Annotated in this window: 18 protein-coding genes; 10 read left to right on the forward strand and 8 right to left on the reverse strand. The window is 68.2% G+C overall.

Going from position 1 to position 14,879, the window contains the following annotated elements; genetic code table 11:
• The first annotated feature begins 11 nt into the window (after positions 1-11).
• From NF557_RS01315 to NF557_RS01325, 3 genes are read left to right on the forward strand one after another with little or no spacing between them, the layout of a single operon-like run.
• Positions 12-1,046 (forward strand): glycosyltransferase family 4 protein, encoded by a 1,035-nt coding sequence (locus NF557_RS01315; protein ID WP_252621303.1) that lies wholly within the window; start codon positions 12-14, stop codon positions 1,044-1,046.
• On the forward strand, positions 1,043-2,113 hold the full coding sequence (locus NF557_RS01320; protein WP_252621304.1) for a glycosyltransferase family 4 protein: 1,071 nt from the start codon (positions 1,043-1,045) through the stop codon (positions 2,111-2,113). The genes NF557_RS01315 and NF557_RS01320 overlap by 4 nt, the downstream gene beginning before the upstream one ends.
• Entirely contained in the window at positions 2,103-3,125 is a 1,023-nt protein-coding gene (locus NF557_RS01325) for a glycosyltransferase family 2 protein (RefSeq protein ID WP_252621305.1), read from the forward strand. The genes NF557_RS01320 and NF557_RS01325 overlap by 11 nt, the downstream gene beginning before the upstream one ends.
• Positions 3,126-3,269: 144 nt before the next feature.
• Here the strand turns inward: NF557_RS01325 and NF557_RS01330 are convergent, their stop codons facing one another.
• The 8 genes from NF557_RS01330 to NF557_RS01365 all read right to left on the reverse strand — a co-directional run bounded on the left by NF557_RS01330 (position 3,270) and on the right by NF557_RS01365 (position 9,411).
• Entirely contained in the window at positions 3,270-4,142 is an 873-nt protein-coding gene (locus NF557_RS01330; protein WP_252621306.1) for a class I SAM-dependent methyltransferase, read from the reverse strand.
• An 86-nt stretch (positions 4,143-4,228) separates the two neighbouring features.
• Positions 4,229-5,161 (reverse strand): glycosyltransferase family 2 protein, encoded by a 933-nt coding sequence (locus NF557_RS01335; protein ID WP_252621307.1) that lies wholly within the window; start codon positions 5,159-5,161, stop codon positions 4,229-4,231.
• A gap of 47 nt (positions 5,162-5,208) precedes the next feature.
• Positions 5,209-5,841 carry a TIGR03085 family metal-binding protein gene (locus tag NF557_RS01340; protein WP_252621308.1) on the reverse strand — a complete coding sequence of 211 codons (633 nt, stop codon included), beginning with the start codon at positions 5,839-5,841 and terminating at the stop codon, positions 5,209-5,211.
• 3 nt (positions 5,842-5,844) lie between these two features.
• A complete protein-coding gene (gene def, locus NF557_RS01345) occupies positions 5,845-6,414 on the reverse strand; it encodes a peptide deformylase (protein ID WP_252621309.1) in 570 nt (189 codons plus the stop codon).
• A gap of 84 nt (positions 6,415-6,498) precedes the next feature.
• Positions 6,499-7,188, reverse strand: coding sequence for a PH domain-containing protein (locus NF557_RS01350; RefSeq protein WP_252621310.1), 690 nt, complete (start codon positions 7,186-7,188; stop codon positions 6,499-6,501).
• A 55-nt stretch (positions 7,189-7,243) separates the two neighbouring features.
• A complete protein-coding gene (locus NF557_RS01355) occupies positions 7,244-7,411 on the reverse strand; it encodes a hypothetical protein (protein ID WP_252621311.1) in 168 nt (55 codons plus the stop codon).
• A 186-nt stretch (positions 7,412-7,597) separates the two neighbouring features.
• Positions 7,598-8,257 (reverse strand): response regulator, encoded by a 660-nt coding sequence (locus tag NF557_RS01360; RefSeq protein ID WP_252621312.1) that lies wholly within the window; start codon positions 8,255-8,257, stop codon positions 7,598-7,600.
• Positions 8,254-9,411, reverse strand: coding sequence for a sensor histidine kinase (locus NF557_RS01365; RefSeq protein WP_252621313.1), 1,158 nt, complete (start codon positions 9,409-9,411; stop codon positions 8,254-8,256). The genes NF557_RS01360 and NF557_RS01365 overlap by 4 nt, the downstream gene beginning before the upstream one ends.
• A 204-nt stretch (positions 9,412-9,615) precedes the next feature.
• On the opposite strand from NF557_RS01365, the gene NF557_RS01370 reads away from it, so the two are divergent.
• The 7 genes from NF557_RS01370 to NF557_RS01400 all read left to right on the forward strand — a co-directional run bounded on the left by NF557_RS01370 (position 9,616) and on the right by NF557_RS01400 (position 14,875).
• Positions 9,616-10,311, forward strand: coding sequence for a hypothetical protein (locus NF557_RS01370; RefSeq protein ID WP_252621314.1), 696 nt, complete (start codon positions 9,616-9,618; stop codon positions 10,309-10,311).
• A 57-nt stretch (positions 10,312-10,368) separates the two neighbouring features.
• Entirely contained in the window at positions 10,369-10,872 is a 504-nt protein-coding gene (locus tag NF557_RS01375; RefSeq protein ID WP_252621315.1) for an RNA polymerase sigma factor, read from the forward strand.
• Complete coding sequence (locus NF557_RS01380) at positions 10,865-11,875, forward strand: hypothetical protein (RefSeq protein ID WP_252621316.1); 1,011 nt, start codon at positions 10,865-10,867, stop codon at positions 11,873-11,875. Before NF557_RS01375 ends, NF557_RS01380 begins: the two co-directional genes overlap by 8 nt.
• Before the next feature lie 196 nt (positions 11,876-12,071).
• Entirely contained in the window at positions 12,072-12,710 is a 639-nt protein-coding gene (locus tag NF557_RS01385; RefSeq protein WP_252621317.1) for a DedA family protein, read from the forward strand.
• Positions 12,703-13,347 carry a TrmH family RNA methyltransferase gene (locus NF557_RS01390; protein WP_252621318.1) on the forward strand — a complete coding sequence of 215 codons (645 nt, stop codon included), beginning with the start codon at positions 12,703-12,705 and terminating at the stop codon, positions 13,345-13,347. Before NF557_RS01385 ends, NF557_RS01390 begins: the two co-directional genes overlap by 8 nt.
• Before the next feature lie 71 nt (positions 13,348-13,418).
• The gene (gene fbaA / locus NF557_RS01395) at positions 13,419-14,447 is read left to right on the forward strand and encodes a class II fructose-bisphosphate aldolase (protein WP_252621319.1); all 1,029 of its coding nucleotides are present in this window, start codon (positions 13,419-13,421) and stop codon (positions 14,445-14,447) included.
• A 20-nt stretch (positions 14,448-14,467) separates the two neighbouring features.
• Entirely contained in the window at positions 14,468-14,875 is a 408-nt protein-coding gene (locus NF557_RS01400; protein WP_252624297.1) for a DUF3151 domain-containing protein, read from the forward strand.
• The last annotated feature ends 4 nt before the right edge of the window (positions 14,876-14,879 follow it).

Here is a 14,879-nt window from a genome sequence, read left to right on the forward strand (position 1 = left end):
CCCTCTGGGTGGTGCCCGTCGCTGACTTCGGCGGCGTCGCCCGGCACGTCAGCGACGTCGTGCGCCACGGCATCCCAGGCTGGCGGGTGGTCACTATGTGTCCGCCGGGGCCGCTGGCCGACCGCCTCCGCGAGCTCGGTGGTGCGGTGGTGCAGGTTGACGTGGGTCCCGCGTCGGGCGTGGTCTCGTCGTTGCGAACCCTGCGCCGGATGATCGATCGACTCCGACCGACTGTGGTCCACTCGCACCTGGCCTACGCCGACCTGGTCTGTGCCGTGGGCGCCCCCCGCGGCACCAGGCTCGTCAGCACCGAGCACGGGATCTCCGGAGACCCTTCGGTCTATCACGCGGGCGTCGTCCAGCAGCGGGGTCGTGCAGCCGCACACGCAACGCGGCTGCGACGGTTGTCCACCCTGGTCGCAGTGTCCGAGTCCACCGCCCAAGTAGTGCGCGAGCGGTGGTCGCCGCCGGCCTCCTTGCCCATCCACGTCGTTCCCAACGGCGTCGACCCCGTGGCAGACCCACCCCCAGCGGATCCCGGGCTGCGCATCGGGTCCCTGTCCCGCCTCGCGCCCGAGAAGAACCTGCAGCTGCTCTTGGACGCGTTTGACGTGCTGAGCCAGACTCGACCTGAGGCGACGCTGGCTATTGCCGGCGGCGGGCCGGAGGAGGCTGCGCTGCGCCGCCATGCTGACGCCCTCGGGCTGGGATCCACAGTGTCGTTCGAGGGCCACGTCGACGCCGAGGACTTCCTGCGCCGCATCGATGTCGTGGCGCAGTTGTCTGCCTGGGAGAACCACTCCTACACCCTGCTGGACGCCGTGAACTACGGTCGCGGAGTGGTCGCCACGAGCGTCGGTGGCAATCCGGAGATCGTGGGGCAGGCGAGCCTGGTCGGAGCGGGGTCGTCACCTGGTGTGATCGCAGCCCGGCTGGAGAGTCAGGGCCTCGACCCCGCCGCCCGGCCGGTCCGTGGACCAGGCTGGCAGACGGTCGGAGGCATGTGCGATGACCTGGCCACCATTTATGCCCAGGTCGCGCCATGACTTCCCGCACGCTGTCCATCCTCGCCAACAACGGTGACATCGGGGGCGGTGAGGTCATGCTCCTGGCCTTGGCCACGGCAGCTCGCGACGCCGGCTACGGCGTGACTGTCGTCGCACCACAGTCGCCAGGGGGGTGCGCTGACGCGGCGGAAGAGCGCGGGTTCAACGTGACGCGCATCCCGGGTGGAGGTCGCAAGGCATACATGCGGGGTCTGCGCCGCTGGGCCAGGCATAGCCCAGAACTGCTGTGGTGCAACGGGCTTGTCCCGGCAACCGCGACGGCCCTCCTCCGTGGCAGCAAGCGTGTCGTCCACCTGCACCGACTGCCCGAGGGTCCGCAGCGCCTCCTGACCCGAGTCGCACTCATCGGCGCGGTCGAGACGGTGGTTCCCAGCGCGTTCATGGCGAGTGAGATCCAGGATGCCACCGTTCTTCCGAACTGGACCGATGAGATCTCACTGGTTGAGGACCGTGCGCCATCCGAAGTGTTCCGGATCGGATTCCTCGGCCGGCTGGCCCCCGAGAAGGGCATCACGGTGCTCCTTGAGAGCCTATCCGTGCTGAGGGATCGGGATTCAAGAGTGGAGGCGCTCATTGCCGGGGAGTCCCGGTTCACCTCTGCTACCGAGGCCGAGGAGATCCAAGGGGCGCTCGCCCGGGCAGGAGAGCACGTCGTCCTGGGCGGTTGGATGGACAGAGACTCGGTGCTGTCACAGATCGACGTACTAGCGGTGCCATCGGTCGGACCGGAGTCCTTTGGCCTCATCGCCGCAGAAGCCATGGCGGCAGGGGTTCCCGTCGTGGTCTCCGATGCTGGTGCGCTTCCCGAGGTTGTCGGGGAGGGACATCCCTTCGTGGCCCGCCGGAACGACAGCGGGGACCTGGCGCGGGTCATCACGAAGTTGCTCGAAGACCCGAGCGCCGCCATCGCAGCCACCCAGGCGGCGCGGGAGCGGTGGGAGCGAGAGTTCTCACCGGTTGCCGGTAGTGCCCGGTTCGTAGGATTGCTCAAGCGCCTCATCGACGAGGCCACTGACTCCAGAGTGCGAGGTAGTCGTGGAGTCTGAGCCGATTGCCAGCGTCGTCGTGCCTACCTACCGTGGTGAGCATCGCTTACCCACCTTGCTAGAAGCCCTGGCTAACCAGGACGTTAAGGAGTCGTTCGAGGTTGTCGTGGTCGTCGACGGCGAGGTCGATAGCTCGCAGTCGGTGCTCCGCGCCTACTCCGATCGTCTGAACATCGTCGAGATCCTTCGGCCAGAGTCGGGAGGCGTGGTGGCGGCGTTGAACGACGGGTTCGCAGCAGCCAAGGGGCGCGTGCTGATCAGGTGCGACGACGACCTCACGCCTGGTCCCGACTTCGTGCGTCGTCACGTTGCGTGGCACGACCCCGGATCGCTCAGGGCAGTGATCGGTCCAACGCGCGATGTCTTCACCGACTCGACCTACGCCAGGGCCTACGGTCGGCCGGCGAACGAACGGGCGCTCGCAGGGGTATACGCACGTCCAGCCAACCATCGCTGGATCCACTGGGCGGCGAACAACTCGCTCCTGGCGACCACGCTGGCTCGCACTGGCCCATACAACCCAGCCTTCGCCTTCGGTGAGGACTTTGAGATGGGGTGGCGACTCAATGAACACGGGGTGGAGTTCGTGATCGATCCCCATCTGGAGGTTGAGCACCGCGGTCCGGCTCCGAGCGCCACCGTGCGGGTGCCCAGAGCCTTCGTCTCCGGTGCGAGTCATGCCTACTTCGCGCAGCACCACCCGTCCTTCCGCCAGCCACTGCAGGTGACCAGCGTCTGGGGACGAGCGACCTCTGCGACAGCGCGGGTTATTAGGACTCGCACCGCCTTCACGCGGCTGGGGGCGCTGATCGACCGCGCGCTCCCGCTCTTTCCAACCCCAGCCGCCAGCAAACTGGTGGCTTTTGCGGTCGAATCGGCTGGTCGGGCTGGTGCCCGCAGCATCGATGACGTCCCGCTGTCGGCGCACCAGGACGCCTACGCTCTACAGCGTAAGGAAGAGGTCAGGGCACACCGTCCGACTAGGTGGGGACGCGGTTCCACGCTTCCCTAGACCGCCCCAGTGGGAGTATTGCAGGATCGTCCTGTTCACCAGGGGCAGTTCCAGATGTCGACGTACGGAACGGCGAGGTGGCTTGTCCGCCGGTTCCACGCTTCCCTAGACCGCCCCAGTGGGAGTATTGCAGGATCGTCCTGTTCACCAGGGGCAGTTCCAGATGTCGACGTACGGAACGGCGAGGTGGCTTGTCCGCTGCGTCCGCAACCAGTGAGACAGGCTCTGCAGACCGGCCCTCGTCGGTTCGCCTGCGGGCAGGTGCACCATCTCTCGGCCGAGGTTGTCGAAAACGCGTGTGGCGTGCCCTGTGCCAGACAGCAGCTCGGTCAGAAGAGCGACATCGTCTTGATCGACAATGGCGCTCGCCGGGTCCCACTCGAGCCAGAGGCTGTCGCACCGGCCAATGATCGTGTCCCAGTGTTGGACCGCGATGGCGAAGTCGAAGCCGTCCGTGTCGCTCTTCCACACAACTCGGCCGAATTGCTCAGAGTCTGCGAGCAAGTCAGTCGGGGAAATCCATGCATCGACCGCGGAGCCTCCCCCGCCGGAATCAGAGAATCCACCCGTCGTAGCGCTGGACTGATAGTAGCTAAACTCCCCAACCGGGCCGACGAAGCCGTCCACGGTCCGGCAGCGGTCGCCGAACGACACCGTGTTGCGACGGAGAAATGGGACGAACTTTGGATTCCCCTCAACCGCGACCACGGAGATGTTGTCGGCGCTCGTGAGTGCTGTCACGGCCGTGTCACCCACGTTTGCCCCAAGGTCAATGACGAGCAACTCCTCCACGTCCGAGGCCAGTGTGCGGAGGAGGTCTTGTGCGTAGGTGTCGTACGTTGGATCCCGCCGTTGATAGAAAGGCAGGTCGTGACCGGGAGGCAGAGCGACCTGGACTCCGCCGATGGTGTACGTCTGCTCTCGGTTGAAGACCTCACGAACGCGTCGCCGAACCGGATTGGTTCCATAGCCGGCTAGTCGTCGGATGTAGCGACGCTTTGCCACACTCAGGACCATGAGTCGAACCTATCCTCACGTGGCGCTCATGTCCTAGGAAGATCTCGAGCGTCGAGGCCCCTAGCTCTCCCTGTGCTGCTGATGGGTCAGTAGCTCGGTCGCTGAGCGACTCCGTAGTGCGGAGGGACGTCCCTGAAGCCGTAGACCCAGTATCCCGTTGCGCGGCCTGCAGCAGTGACAGCGGCACGGACCACTCGTGCGCGGGGGACCCCGCGAGGTCGCAGTAGCCGACCCGGCAAGAGCACAACTTCTTTTACAGAATGGGCGGTGAGGTCTGCAAACTTCGGAGGATTTCCATGCGTGGACTTAGGGTAACGGAGCGCAATTGCCATACGCGCTATGCCCGTTTGAAAGGTCTTCCTGACCGCCCCGCTTCGTGGGGTCAAATTATAGTCGACGATCGCGTCCGGGAAATATGATATCGGGAATCCAGCCTCCTGCATCCTCCAAGAAATGTCAACGTCGTCGCAGCCATATGACGGCAGGGACTCATCGAAGCCACCCACGGACACCACATCCTCGCGGACCATCGCCATGTTGCACCCTCCGGCGTGCGGCAGGTAGCCCGTTTCGGTCAGCCCATCGGGGAACGTGTGGTGTGCAGGTGTGCCGTCTGGCCGACTGGCCAGCACGTGTCCTCCAGCAACGCCATGGGCTAGGCCGCTAAACGCTCGCACCCACTCAGGGCGGACAGTGTCATCGGCATCGCAGAAGGCGATGACACGTCCTCGGGCTTTCTGGATCCCCCGATTGCGTGCGTACGGGATCCCGGCCTTGTCATGAGCCGAGACAAGCGAAGTTGCGATTGGTAGTGCCTTGATTTCGTCTTGCCATTCACCGACGATCTTTGCTGTTGCATCAGTCGAGCCATTGTCCACGACGACGACCTCAAATGGCGCAGCTGAGTCTTGGATGGATAGGGCGTCGAGCTGGCGACGGATCGTCGCCGCGCCGTTTCTGACGATAAGAACTACCGAAACCTCCGGCACGATCGGCTCATCCTCAACCTGACGCACCACGGGCTTCTCCTCTATCGATGGCTAGGTACGGACCCGATACGACTCTGTCACAGTGCCTCACGCACGGCCGCGACGGCAGCCTCCGGCCCGGTGATCTCCACGTCGGCCACGCGCAGCCGCCCCGACAGCGCCAGCACTAGCTCACCTGGCGCCCCGGTCAGCACCGCAGTGCCGGCCTCGGTCGGCCCCTTGACCGCCTTGCGTCCATGCCCGGGTGCGACGAGCACGACGCCGGCGTCCAGCTTGCGCACGATCAGCTTCGCCGACTTGGTCAGCTGACTCCATAGCGCGCGCTCGAGTTCGGGGGACACGTCGCGCTGTGCGCCCACCTGGCCTTCGCCACGCAACACGTCCTCGTGGTGCACGAAGAACTCGGTGAGGTTGACGGCGTTGTCGACGACCGGCATACGGGTCGGCGACCAGACCGGCGGTCCGGACCGGACCAGATGCACCAGCTCCCCCCAGGGCCGGGTGGCATATTGCGACATCGCCTCGTCAAGGCGGTCGGACAGGGCCGGGATCACGGTGCCCGCGGCCAGGTCGGGGCGGCTGTCCCGGATGACCAGATGGGCGGCCAGCTCAGCGGTGGACCAGGGCTCACACAGGGTGGGTGCGGACGGGCCGACGCGGTCGAAGGTGTCGCAGAGCGCCTGGCGCTCCAAAGCGGCGAGATGTGTCATGGCTCAGACGTCCTCTGCTTTTTGCGTGCTCGGGTCCCACTTCGTGATGCCGTGCTCGGCCCATCCGCGGTCTTTCGCAGCCTCTCGCGCCTCGCGCTTGAGCGGACCGATCAGGCGGTCGACATAGAGCAGGCCGTCCAGGTGGTCGGTCTCGTGCTGCAGGCACCGTGCGAGCAGACCGTCGCCCTCGACGACGATCTCGTTGCCGTCGACGTCAATCCCCGTCACCCGCGCCCGCGGGTGGCGCGCGAGGGGGAAGTACTCACCCGGCACCGACAGACAGCCCTCACCGTCCTCTTCCTCATCCAGCGGGGCAGGCGCTCCGAGCCGCTCAAGCACCGGGTTGATGACGACGCCGCGCACGTTTGGCCCGTCTGGGACGGGACAGTCATAGACAAAGATGCGCAGGCGCACGCCGACCTGGTTCGCGGCCAGCCCCACGCCGTCGGCGGCCTCCATGGTGTGGAACATGTCCGCCACGAGCTCGCGCACCTCGTCGGTCACCTCGCGCACCTTCTTGGTGGGTTGGTGCAGGGCGCGGTGGCCGATGACGGTGATGTCGCGGACGGTCACGGTGGTTTGACTCCTCTGGTCCAAGGACGGACCTGTGCGGGACGGCGGTGCGGGTCGATCCTAAGCCGAGGAGCGGCTGCAGCTTTAGTCGCGCGGCATCCGGGGGATCGGCCCGGTGATGTCCGAGTCGTCCCAGTAGCCGACCGGGGCATAACTGGGCTCGTCGTCGTGCGAGACCTCCCAGGCGGCCTCGTCGTGGCCCGATGGCTGACTGCGCTCGTCCTGATAGCCGCCCGCACGGTCGGCGCGGCCGCCCTCAGGGCCGATGTCCTCGTCAGGGTCCCGCCCCTCGGGACCGAAGATCGTGTCGCAGATCCGCCGATAGGTCTCATCAGGCTCCGGCACCCAGTTGATCTCACGCATCGCCTGGTCCTGGCCGGCTGACTCCATGATGAACTGCCCATAGCCGAAGATCCGCCCGAACGGTGACCTCGCATAGTTCATGTCGGTCACCTTGCGCAGCGGCATCATCGCCACCTTGTGCGTGATCAGGCCATACGTCATCAGCAGCCGCTTGTCGGTGGCGACGAACCACTCGTTGCGCCACTCCAGCAGCTTCCACGCCAGACGCAGCACCAACGCGAACCAGAGCCACCACGCCACGAGCGCCAGGACGCTCGCTTCCGGTGGTGCGTTGGAGGCGAGCCAGACCGCGAGCGCCAGGCCGACGACGGCGGAGAAGACCGGCTCGATCATCTTGGCCCAGTGGTGCCGGATCGCGACGACGACCCGCTCATCACCTAGGACATAGCGGTCCAGGATGCGGCTGTGCACACGCCCGCTCAGCACCGGTCTCACCGGCCCTGGGAACCGTGGGTCATGGCCATGGTCACTCCATGAGCGAGGAGAAGAACCGCCCGATGTTGCGGAAGCCCTCGGCGATGATGTCCCACGTTGCCTGCACGATGTCCGCAGCGCGGTCCGGACTGGTGATGATGGCGTAGATGATGAACCCGAAGAGCAGCCAGGTCAGGATCTGCTTGATGTTCCTCGGCATCTCATCTCCTCAGGTTGTGGACGCGACGCAGTCACGGGTCGTGCAGCATCATGGCAGAGCCCGGACCGCTGCTGGCTGTGCCACGCCGCGCGATGGGCGGCCAGCGTGAAGTCCGCCGTGTCCCTGATGGGGGGGTCTGCCTCGGCCAGGTGGCGCAGCAGACAGGACGGGAGCGCCGTCACCGCTTCAGTCGGCCTCACCCGCGCGGACCAGGCCGGACTGATAGGCCAGCACCGCGATCTGCAGCCGGTCGCGCAGGTCGAGCTTGGTCAGCAACCGGGAGACATAGGTCTTGACGGTGGCCTCGCTGAGGAAGAGCCGCGCGCCGATCTCTGCGTTGGACAGGCCCCGGGCGACCAGACGCGCCACCTCCAGCTCGCGCTCGGTCAGGCCGGCCATCGCCTCGGGCGGCCCACCAGCGGGCGGACGCGAGGTGAACTGCCCGAGCAGCCGCGCGATCAGCGCCGGGGCCAGCATCGACTCACCCCGGGCGACCACCCGCACCGCGTGCACCAGATCATCGGGCGTGACGTCCTTGAGCAGGAAGCCGGCGGCCCCGGCGCGGACCGCCTGATAGACGAACTCGTCCTGGTCAAAGGTGGTGAGCACCAGCACCTTGGGCACCGGCCCGACCAGCTGGCCGATCCGCCGGGTCGCCTCGACCCCGTCGAGCCGCGGCATCCGGATGTCCATCAGCACGACGTCGGGGCGCAGCTCGCGCACGGCCTCGACCGCCTCGAGCCCGTCACCTGCCTCGCCGAGAACGTCAAACCCGGCCCGCTCCAGGATGAGCCGGAAGCCCATCCGCACCAGCTCCTGGTCGTCCACGACGATGACCGACGTCATGCTCGCTCCAGCGGCAGCACCGCGCGCACCGTGAAGACACCACCGGTCGTGTCCGTCTCCACCTGCCCGCCGAAGAGCGCCACCCGCTCGCGCATCCCGAGCAGTCCATGGCCCGGCGTGTCGTCCGACCCCCGCGAGGGCCCGGCGTCGCTCACCTCGATCTCCAGCGCGCCGGGCAGGAACGCCATCGCCACCTGCGCACGGGTCGCCTCGGAGTGGCGGCGCACGTTGGTCAGGGCCTCCTGGACGACGCGGTATGCCGTGAGGTCCAGACCGGCGGGCAGTGGCGGTCGCTCGCCGGTGACCTCGAGGTCGACGTGCAGCCCCGCGTCGCGTGCGGAGGTGACGAGGTCGGGCAGTGCTGCGATGCCCGGCTGCGGAGCGAGGTCGTGGCCGAGGTCGGGATCGCGCAGCATCGTCACCACCCGGCGCATCTCGACGAGCGCCCCCGATCCGGTCGAGCGGATGGTGGCCAGGGCGCGACGCGCGAACTCGGGATCCTCCTCCACCACCTGCTCGGCCGCGCCGGCCTGCACGACGATCACGCCGACCGAGTGGGCCACGATGTCGTGCAGCTCGCGGGCGATCCGGGCCCGTTCGTCGGAGATCGCCCGCAGCGCCGCCTCGCGCGAGGTCGTCTCGGCCAGGTGGGCGCGCACCGCCTCGGCGGCAGCGCGGTCGGCCGAGACGCGCAGACCGTGCCCGGTGAGCCAGACCAGGGTGAGGGCGCTCCAGTGGAAGATGAGCTCGCTGGGCTCGGCGAGGAGCGGCACAAAGAGGTCAGCGAAGGTGATGAAGCCAGCCACTGCCGCCGTCCCCACCCAGCGATAGGAACCCTGGCCGTGCCGGGCGATCGTGAAGGTGAGCACGAGCAGGGGCACCAGCTGCCCAAAGAAGAGCAGGTGCATGTGCTCGGCGCCCACGGCCGCGCCCAGCGCGGGCCAGACCAGGACGCCGGTCAGAGCCACCCACGGACGGGCGCGCCGCTGGCTGAGGAAGGCAGCAAACAGGACGACGCCGACCGAGCTGACGGTGCGTGACCCCTCGCCCATGACTGACTCGAACGGCGCCCAGATCTCGAGCAGGCCGACGCCCGCGAGCAGCACGGCGACACAGATGTCGACCACCCACTGCCGCCGACGCTGACGCTCCACGGCCTCAACCTAGAGGTTCCCGCACCGCGCCGTCATCACTCTTGAGTCGTCCCCGGTCATCCTGCAGTCGCTGCCGGTCTCTGTCACGAGCGACGTCGGGAGCCACAGGTCAGTCCGGGCGGCCGACCCGCAGCGACCCGCGCCGCTCCTAGCGTCGGGCCAGGTCGACCACCTGGGTCGTCCCAGACCGCAAGGAGCAACACTATGAAACCCGCCCAGCTCACCCGCACCGCCGTCGCCATCTCACTGGTCGTGGGCGCCGCCCTGATCGTCGTCAGCGTCCTGCTGATGCCCGACTTCTCCGGTGGGCACCGCGAACGCCTGGAGGCCATCGCCGCAGCCCAGGGCACTGCCACGATCTCCGCGCTGAGCTTCACCGCCTCTCAGCTCTTCCTGGCCGTGGGCCTGGTCGGGGTCGCCCACCTGGTCCGGTCCCGCGTGCCGCTGCTCGCCACCCTCGGCGGGGTGCTCGCGGTCCTCGGAACCTTCGGCCACGCGGTCTATGGCGGTGTGAACGTCCTGATGCTGGCGATGGCCCAGGACCTGGCCGCCCTCGACGCCCACGCGGCAGTCCTCGCCCGTGGCGAGGGGGGCATCGGGATCCCGTTCATGGCGGCCGGGCTGCTCGGCACCGTCCTCGGCTTCATCCTCCTCGGCGTCGCTGTCTGGCGCGGTGGCCTGGGCCCACGCTGGGTCGGGCCGGCCATGCTCGTCTGGGTGGTCGTGGAGTTCGTCGGGTCCGGCTTCTCGCAGTGGGCGGGCTATGCCTCCGGTGCCCTCTATGCGGTGATCTTCGGGGCGCTGGCCCACGCCGTCTGGCAGTCCTCGATCAGCCACTGGCAGACGGCGGCCGAGGTGGGCGTCGACACAGGGAGCAGGTCGGAGCGGGTCGGCGTCTAGGCAGGCGCCGCAGGTGTCCTAGGCTCCAGGGAACCAACTGCGAGGCTGGCGGGTGTCATGGGCATGGGACTGGAGCAGGACGCTGCGCTCGGGGACTACTACCCCCTGGCCTACCGGCGTCTGATCGGCACGCTGCAGGTGATGGGTGTGCCGGCCGCCGACGCGGGCGAGGTCGCGCAGGAGGCGTTCGTCCGGCTCATCCCGCGCTGGGACACGATCCGCACCTATGAGAGCCCCGACGGCTGGCTGCGCACGGTCGCCTGGCGGGTCTGGCTCAACCGGCGGCGAAAGCACGCGCGGGTGTCGCTCGTCGACGAGGTGCCCGAGCCCGCCCAGGTGCCCGGCATCAGCCGCGAGGACCGGACCAGCCTGCTGGCGGCGCTGGAAGAGCTCCCCGAGGGGCACCGCGAGGTTGTCGTGCTGCACTACCTCGTCGACCTGCCCGTCGCGCGCATCGCTGACGAGCTCGGCGTCGCGCCCGGCACGGTCAAGTCCCGCCTCTCCCGCGCCAGGTCCGCCCTGGCCGCCACACTCGCACCCCTGGAGGTCGACGATGTCTGAGCGAGACGACGCCGACGAGCTGATCACCACCGTCCTGCGCGAGGAGGCAGATCGCCTGGGCGCCGGCATACCCCCGCCGTTGGAGGACCTCCAGCACAGCGCGACCAGACGGCGTCAGAGTCGCTGGGTTGCCGCCGGACTGGGTGGCTTTGCCGCAGCGTTGATGGTCGGTGCGCTGGTCTGGGCCTATCTGCCGTCCGCGGAGGACACGTCTGTTGCCCCGGCTGGCGGGCCGATCACTGACACCTTCGACGTCCCGACCTATGCGTGGGACGAGGGCGGCGGCGACGCCGCTCAGGTGTCCGGCACCCTGGCGTTCACCGACGCGGGCTGTCCGCTGCTGGTCGAGGGCGAGCGGGCCACGGCGCTGATGCTGCCCAACGCGACCGGCGTGACCTATGACAACGGGGTGCGCGGCGTGGTGGACGGCAAGGGCCGCGTCTATGCGACCGAGGGCCAGACGATGGAGTATGCCGGGGGCTGGCAGCAGCCGGCCGCCGGCGAGTTCGCGCAGAGCTGGGCAGCGTTGTGCGGTGACACGCCCGCCCGCGACATCGTCTATGTCAACGACGTCGCGGCGCACGAGACCCTGAGCGAGGTGCCGCCAAGGCCGGCTGATGACCTGCCGACGGCTCCCGCCACCGCGCAGGAGCTCGGGTGGTTCGAGGTGCCGACCTTCCCGTTCGACGCCGACGGTCCGCGGGAGGACGCGCTGATCGAGGGGGTCGTGGAGTTCACCGACGAGGGGTGTCCCTATGTCGAGACCGATGGGTTCCGCACCGGTCTGGTCTTCCCCAACGCAGAGGGTTTTGACAACCCGGACGTGGAGGAGCCACGCATGGTCTATGCCTATTTCGACAGCGGCACCAGCGGCATGATGGCCATGGAGGGCGAGGCGATTTCGTATGGCGGTGGGGGCGGCGCGGCCGACGACGAGCGCTGGACCTCGGTGTGTGCGCAGTCGCCCGTCGACGGGATCTTTATCGTGCAGGACACTCTCTAGGCGTGGGTCGCCACCCACCAAATCGCCACCCACCAACCTGTGCACGGAAAACTCACCTGTGGGCCAGATATTTCCCGCTCACAAGTGCGTTAACCGTGCCCAGCCGGACAGGGAGGGCGGGGTCGCCGAGGTTTGTTTGCGAGAATGACCCGGCACAGTCACTGACGAGGGCGGGCCCCTCGAGCGAGGAGCCTTGATGAGCGGCGAAGAGCTGACCGGTGTCGCCGGGTGGGCCGTCAACCTGATGGAGACCCTCGGCGGCCCCGGGGCGGGTCTGGCGATCGCCGCGGAGAACCTCTTTCCGCCGATCCCCAGCGAGGTGATCCTGCCGCTGGCCGGCTTCACCGCGAGCCGTGGCTCGTTCACCCTCGCCGAGGCCCTGATCTGGACCACGGCTGGTTCGGTGATCGGGGCGCTCGCGCTCTATGCGTTGGGCGTGGCACTGGGGCGCGACCGGATGCGGGCGATCTGGGACAGGCTGCCGCTGGTCAAGATGAGCGACCTGGACAAGACCGAGGCGTGGTTCGAGCGGCACGGCAGGAAGGCCGTCTTCTTTGGCCGGATGATCCCGATCTTCCGCAGCCTGATCTCGATCCCGGCCGGCGTGGAGCGCATGCCCGTGCACATCTTTGGTCTGCTCACCCTGGCGGGCAGCGCCATCTGGAACACGATCTTTGTGCTGGCCGGCTACTACCTGGGCGAGAACTGGCACCGGGTCGAGCCCTATGCCGACACGTTCCAGAAGGTCGTCATCGTCGTGGTGGTCGCACTGGTCGTGTGGTGGGTGGTGCGCCGGGCGCTGGAGAACAACCGGGCCCGCAGCGCCGGTGTCTGAGTCGGGCGAGGCCCCGGAAGTCGGCGTCGGGCCCCTGGAGCGGCCGTGGCCGACCGGGCCGGACGGCAGCCTCCCTCAGCACCTGGACCCAGAGCTGCTTCGCGAGGGGGACCGCCGCAACGTCGTCGACGGCTACCGCTACTGGCGGCACGAGGCGATCGTGGCCGACCTGGACACCCGGCGGCACGGCTTCCACGTGGCCGTCGAGAACTGGGGCCACGACTTCAACATCGGCTCCGTGATCCGCACCGCCAACGCGTTCAACGCCGAGGCCTTCCACATCGTCGGACGACGTCGCTGGAACAGGCGCGGCGCCATGGTCACCGACCGCTATCAGCACGAGCACCACCACCGTGACGTGCAGCACCTGCTCGACTGGGCGGCCACCCAGGACGACGGGCGCGGCATCCCGGTGATCGGGCTGGACAACGTGCCGGGGGCGGTGCCGCTGGAGAGCTACCGGCTGCCGCAGCGGTGCGTGCTGCTCCTCGGCCAGGAGGGGCCGGGCCTCAGCCCTGAGGCGGTCGCCGGCTGCGAAGCGCTCCTGGAGATCACCCAGCACGGCTCGACCCGCTCGATCAATGCGGGCGCCGCCGCCGCGATCGTGATGTACCACTGGGCCCTGCAGCACGCCTGAGCCCACGGCATACCCATGTGGAACGATGGACGGCAAGGACGCTCACCGCCCCCTTACCCAGGAGGACCCCCATGCCCATCGCGACCCCCGAGGTCTACGCCGACATGATCGACCGGGCGCAGGCCGAGAACTTCGCCTACCCGGCCATCAACGTCACCTCCAGCCAGACGCTCAACGCCGCCATCAAGGGCTTCGCCGACGCCGGCAGTGACGGCATCATCCAGGTCTCGACCGGTGGTGCGGAGTACTTCTCCGGCCAGGCCGTGAAGGACATGGTGACCGGGTCGCTGGCGTTCAGCGCCTTCGCCCACGAGGTCGCCAAGAAGTATGACGTGAACATCGCCCTGCACACCGACCACTGCCCCAAGGACAAGCTGGACGGCTTCGTGCGCCCCCTGATCGCGGCGTCGCTCGAGCGGGTCAAGGGCGGCGGGCTGCCCTACTTCCAGTCGCACATGTGGGACGGGTCCGCAACGCCCCTGGACGAGAACCTGCAGATCGCCGTGGAGCTGTTCGACCTGTGCCAGCAGGCGCGCATCATCCTCGAGGTCGAGATCGGCGTCGTCGGTGGCGAAGAAGACGGGGTCGCCAACGAGATCAACGACAAGCTCTACACCACCCCCCAGGACGCGATCGCCACGATGAAGGCGCTCGGCCCCCGCGAGGAGGGGCGCTACCTGACCGCCCTGACCTTCGGCAACGTGCACGGCGTCTACAAGCCGGGCAACGTCAAGCTGCGCCCGGAGATCCTCAAGGCCGCCCAGGCCGCCGCGGCCAAGGAGCTGGGCCTGGACGAGGGGTCGCTGCCGTTCGACCTGGTCTTCCACGGCGGGTCCGGCTCCAGCGCGCAGGAGATCTCCGACGCGGTGGACTACGGCGTGGTGAAGATGAACGTCGACACGGACACGCAGTACGCCTTCACCCGTCCGGTCGCCGGTTTCATGATGAGCAACTACGACGGCGTGCTCAAGGTCGACGGCGAGGTCGGCAACAAGAAGCTCTATGACCCGCGCACCTGGGGCAAGGAGGCCGAGGCCAGCATGACGGCCCGGGTGGTCGAGGCCTGCGAGAACCTGCGCTCGGCGGGGAAGCACCAGTGACCCTCGGCAGCGGAGCCGTCATGGGCGGCGGCAACCTGATGGGCATCCCCGAGACGCTGCTGCCCGAGGACGGTGCGGCGGCCCGCCTGGCGGAGGGCGTCGACCCCCGCGAGGTGGCCGCCGGACAACCCACGTCGAGTATGGCGTGGGCCGTGCTGGCCGAGACCGCCCTGGGCCAGGGTGCCGACCTGGAGGCGTATGCCTTCGCGCGCACCGGCTATCACCGCGGTCTCGACTCCCTGCGCCGGTCGGGGTGGAAGGGCCAGGGGCCGGTTCCGTGGAGCCATGAGCCCAACCGCGGGTTCCTGCGCGCACTGGCCGCGCTGGCCAAGGCTGCCGGTCGCATCGGCGAGGTCGACGAGGAGGCGCGCTGCGCCAACTTCCTGCGTGACTCCTCGGCCGAGGCGGCCCGCGAGCTCGGTCTCTGAGCCG

Source organism: Ornithinimicrobium cryptoxanthini (genome assembly GCF_023923205.1).
In the GTDB taxonomy this organism is placed as follows: domain Bacteria; phylum Actinomycetota; class Actinomycetes; order Actinomycetales; family Dermatophilaceae; genus Ornithinicoccus; species Ornithinicoccus cryptoxanthini.

Coding starts and splice junctions, on each gene's coding strand:
- NF557_RS01330 (WP_252621306.1), bottom strand. CDS start 4,142: ATGGTCCTGAGTGTGGCAAAGCGTCGCTACATCCGACGACTAGCCGGC.
- fbaA (WP_252621319.1), top strand. CDS start 13,419: ATGCCCATCGCGACCCCCGAGGTCTACGCCGACATGATCGACCGGGCG.
- NF557_RS01380 (WP_252621316.1), top strand. CDS start 10,865: ATGTCTGAGCGAGACGACGCCGACGAGCTGATCACCACCGTCCTGCGC.
- NF557_RS01360 (WP_252621312.1), bottom strand. CDS start 8,257: ATGACGTCGGTCATCGTCGTGGACGACCAGGAGCTGGTGCGGATGGGC.
- NF557_RS01385 (WP_252621317.1), top strand. CDS start 12,072: ATGAGCGGCGAAGAGCTGACCGGTGTCGCCGGGTGGGCCGTCAACCTG.
- NF557_RS01340 (WP_252621308.1), bottom strand. CDS start 5,841: ATGACACATCTCGCCGCTTTGGAGCGCCAGGCGCTCTGCGACACCTTC.
- NF557_RS01320 (WP_252621304.1), top strand. CDS start 1,043: ATGACTTCCCGCACGCTGTCCATCCTCGCCAACAACGGTGACATCGGG.
- NF557_RS01375 (WP_252621315.1), top strand. CDS start 10,369: ATGGGCATGGGACTGGAGCAGGACGCTGCGCTCGGGGACTACTACCCC.
- NF557_RS01370 (WP_252621314.1), top strand. CDS start 9,616: ATGAAACCCGCCCAGCTCACCCGCACCGCCGTCGCCATCTCACTGGTC.
- NF557_RS01355 (WP_252621311.1), bottom strand. CDS start 7,411: ATGCCGAGGAACATCAAGCAGATCCTGACCTGGCTGCTCTTCGGGTTC.
- NF557_RS01400 (WP_252624297.1), top strand. CDS start 14,468: ATGGGCGGCGGCAACCTGATGGGCATCCCCGAGACGCTGCTGCCCGAG.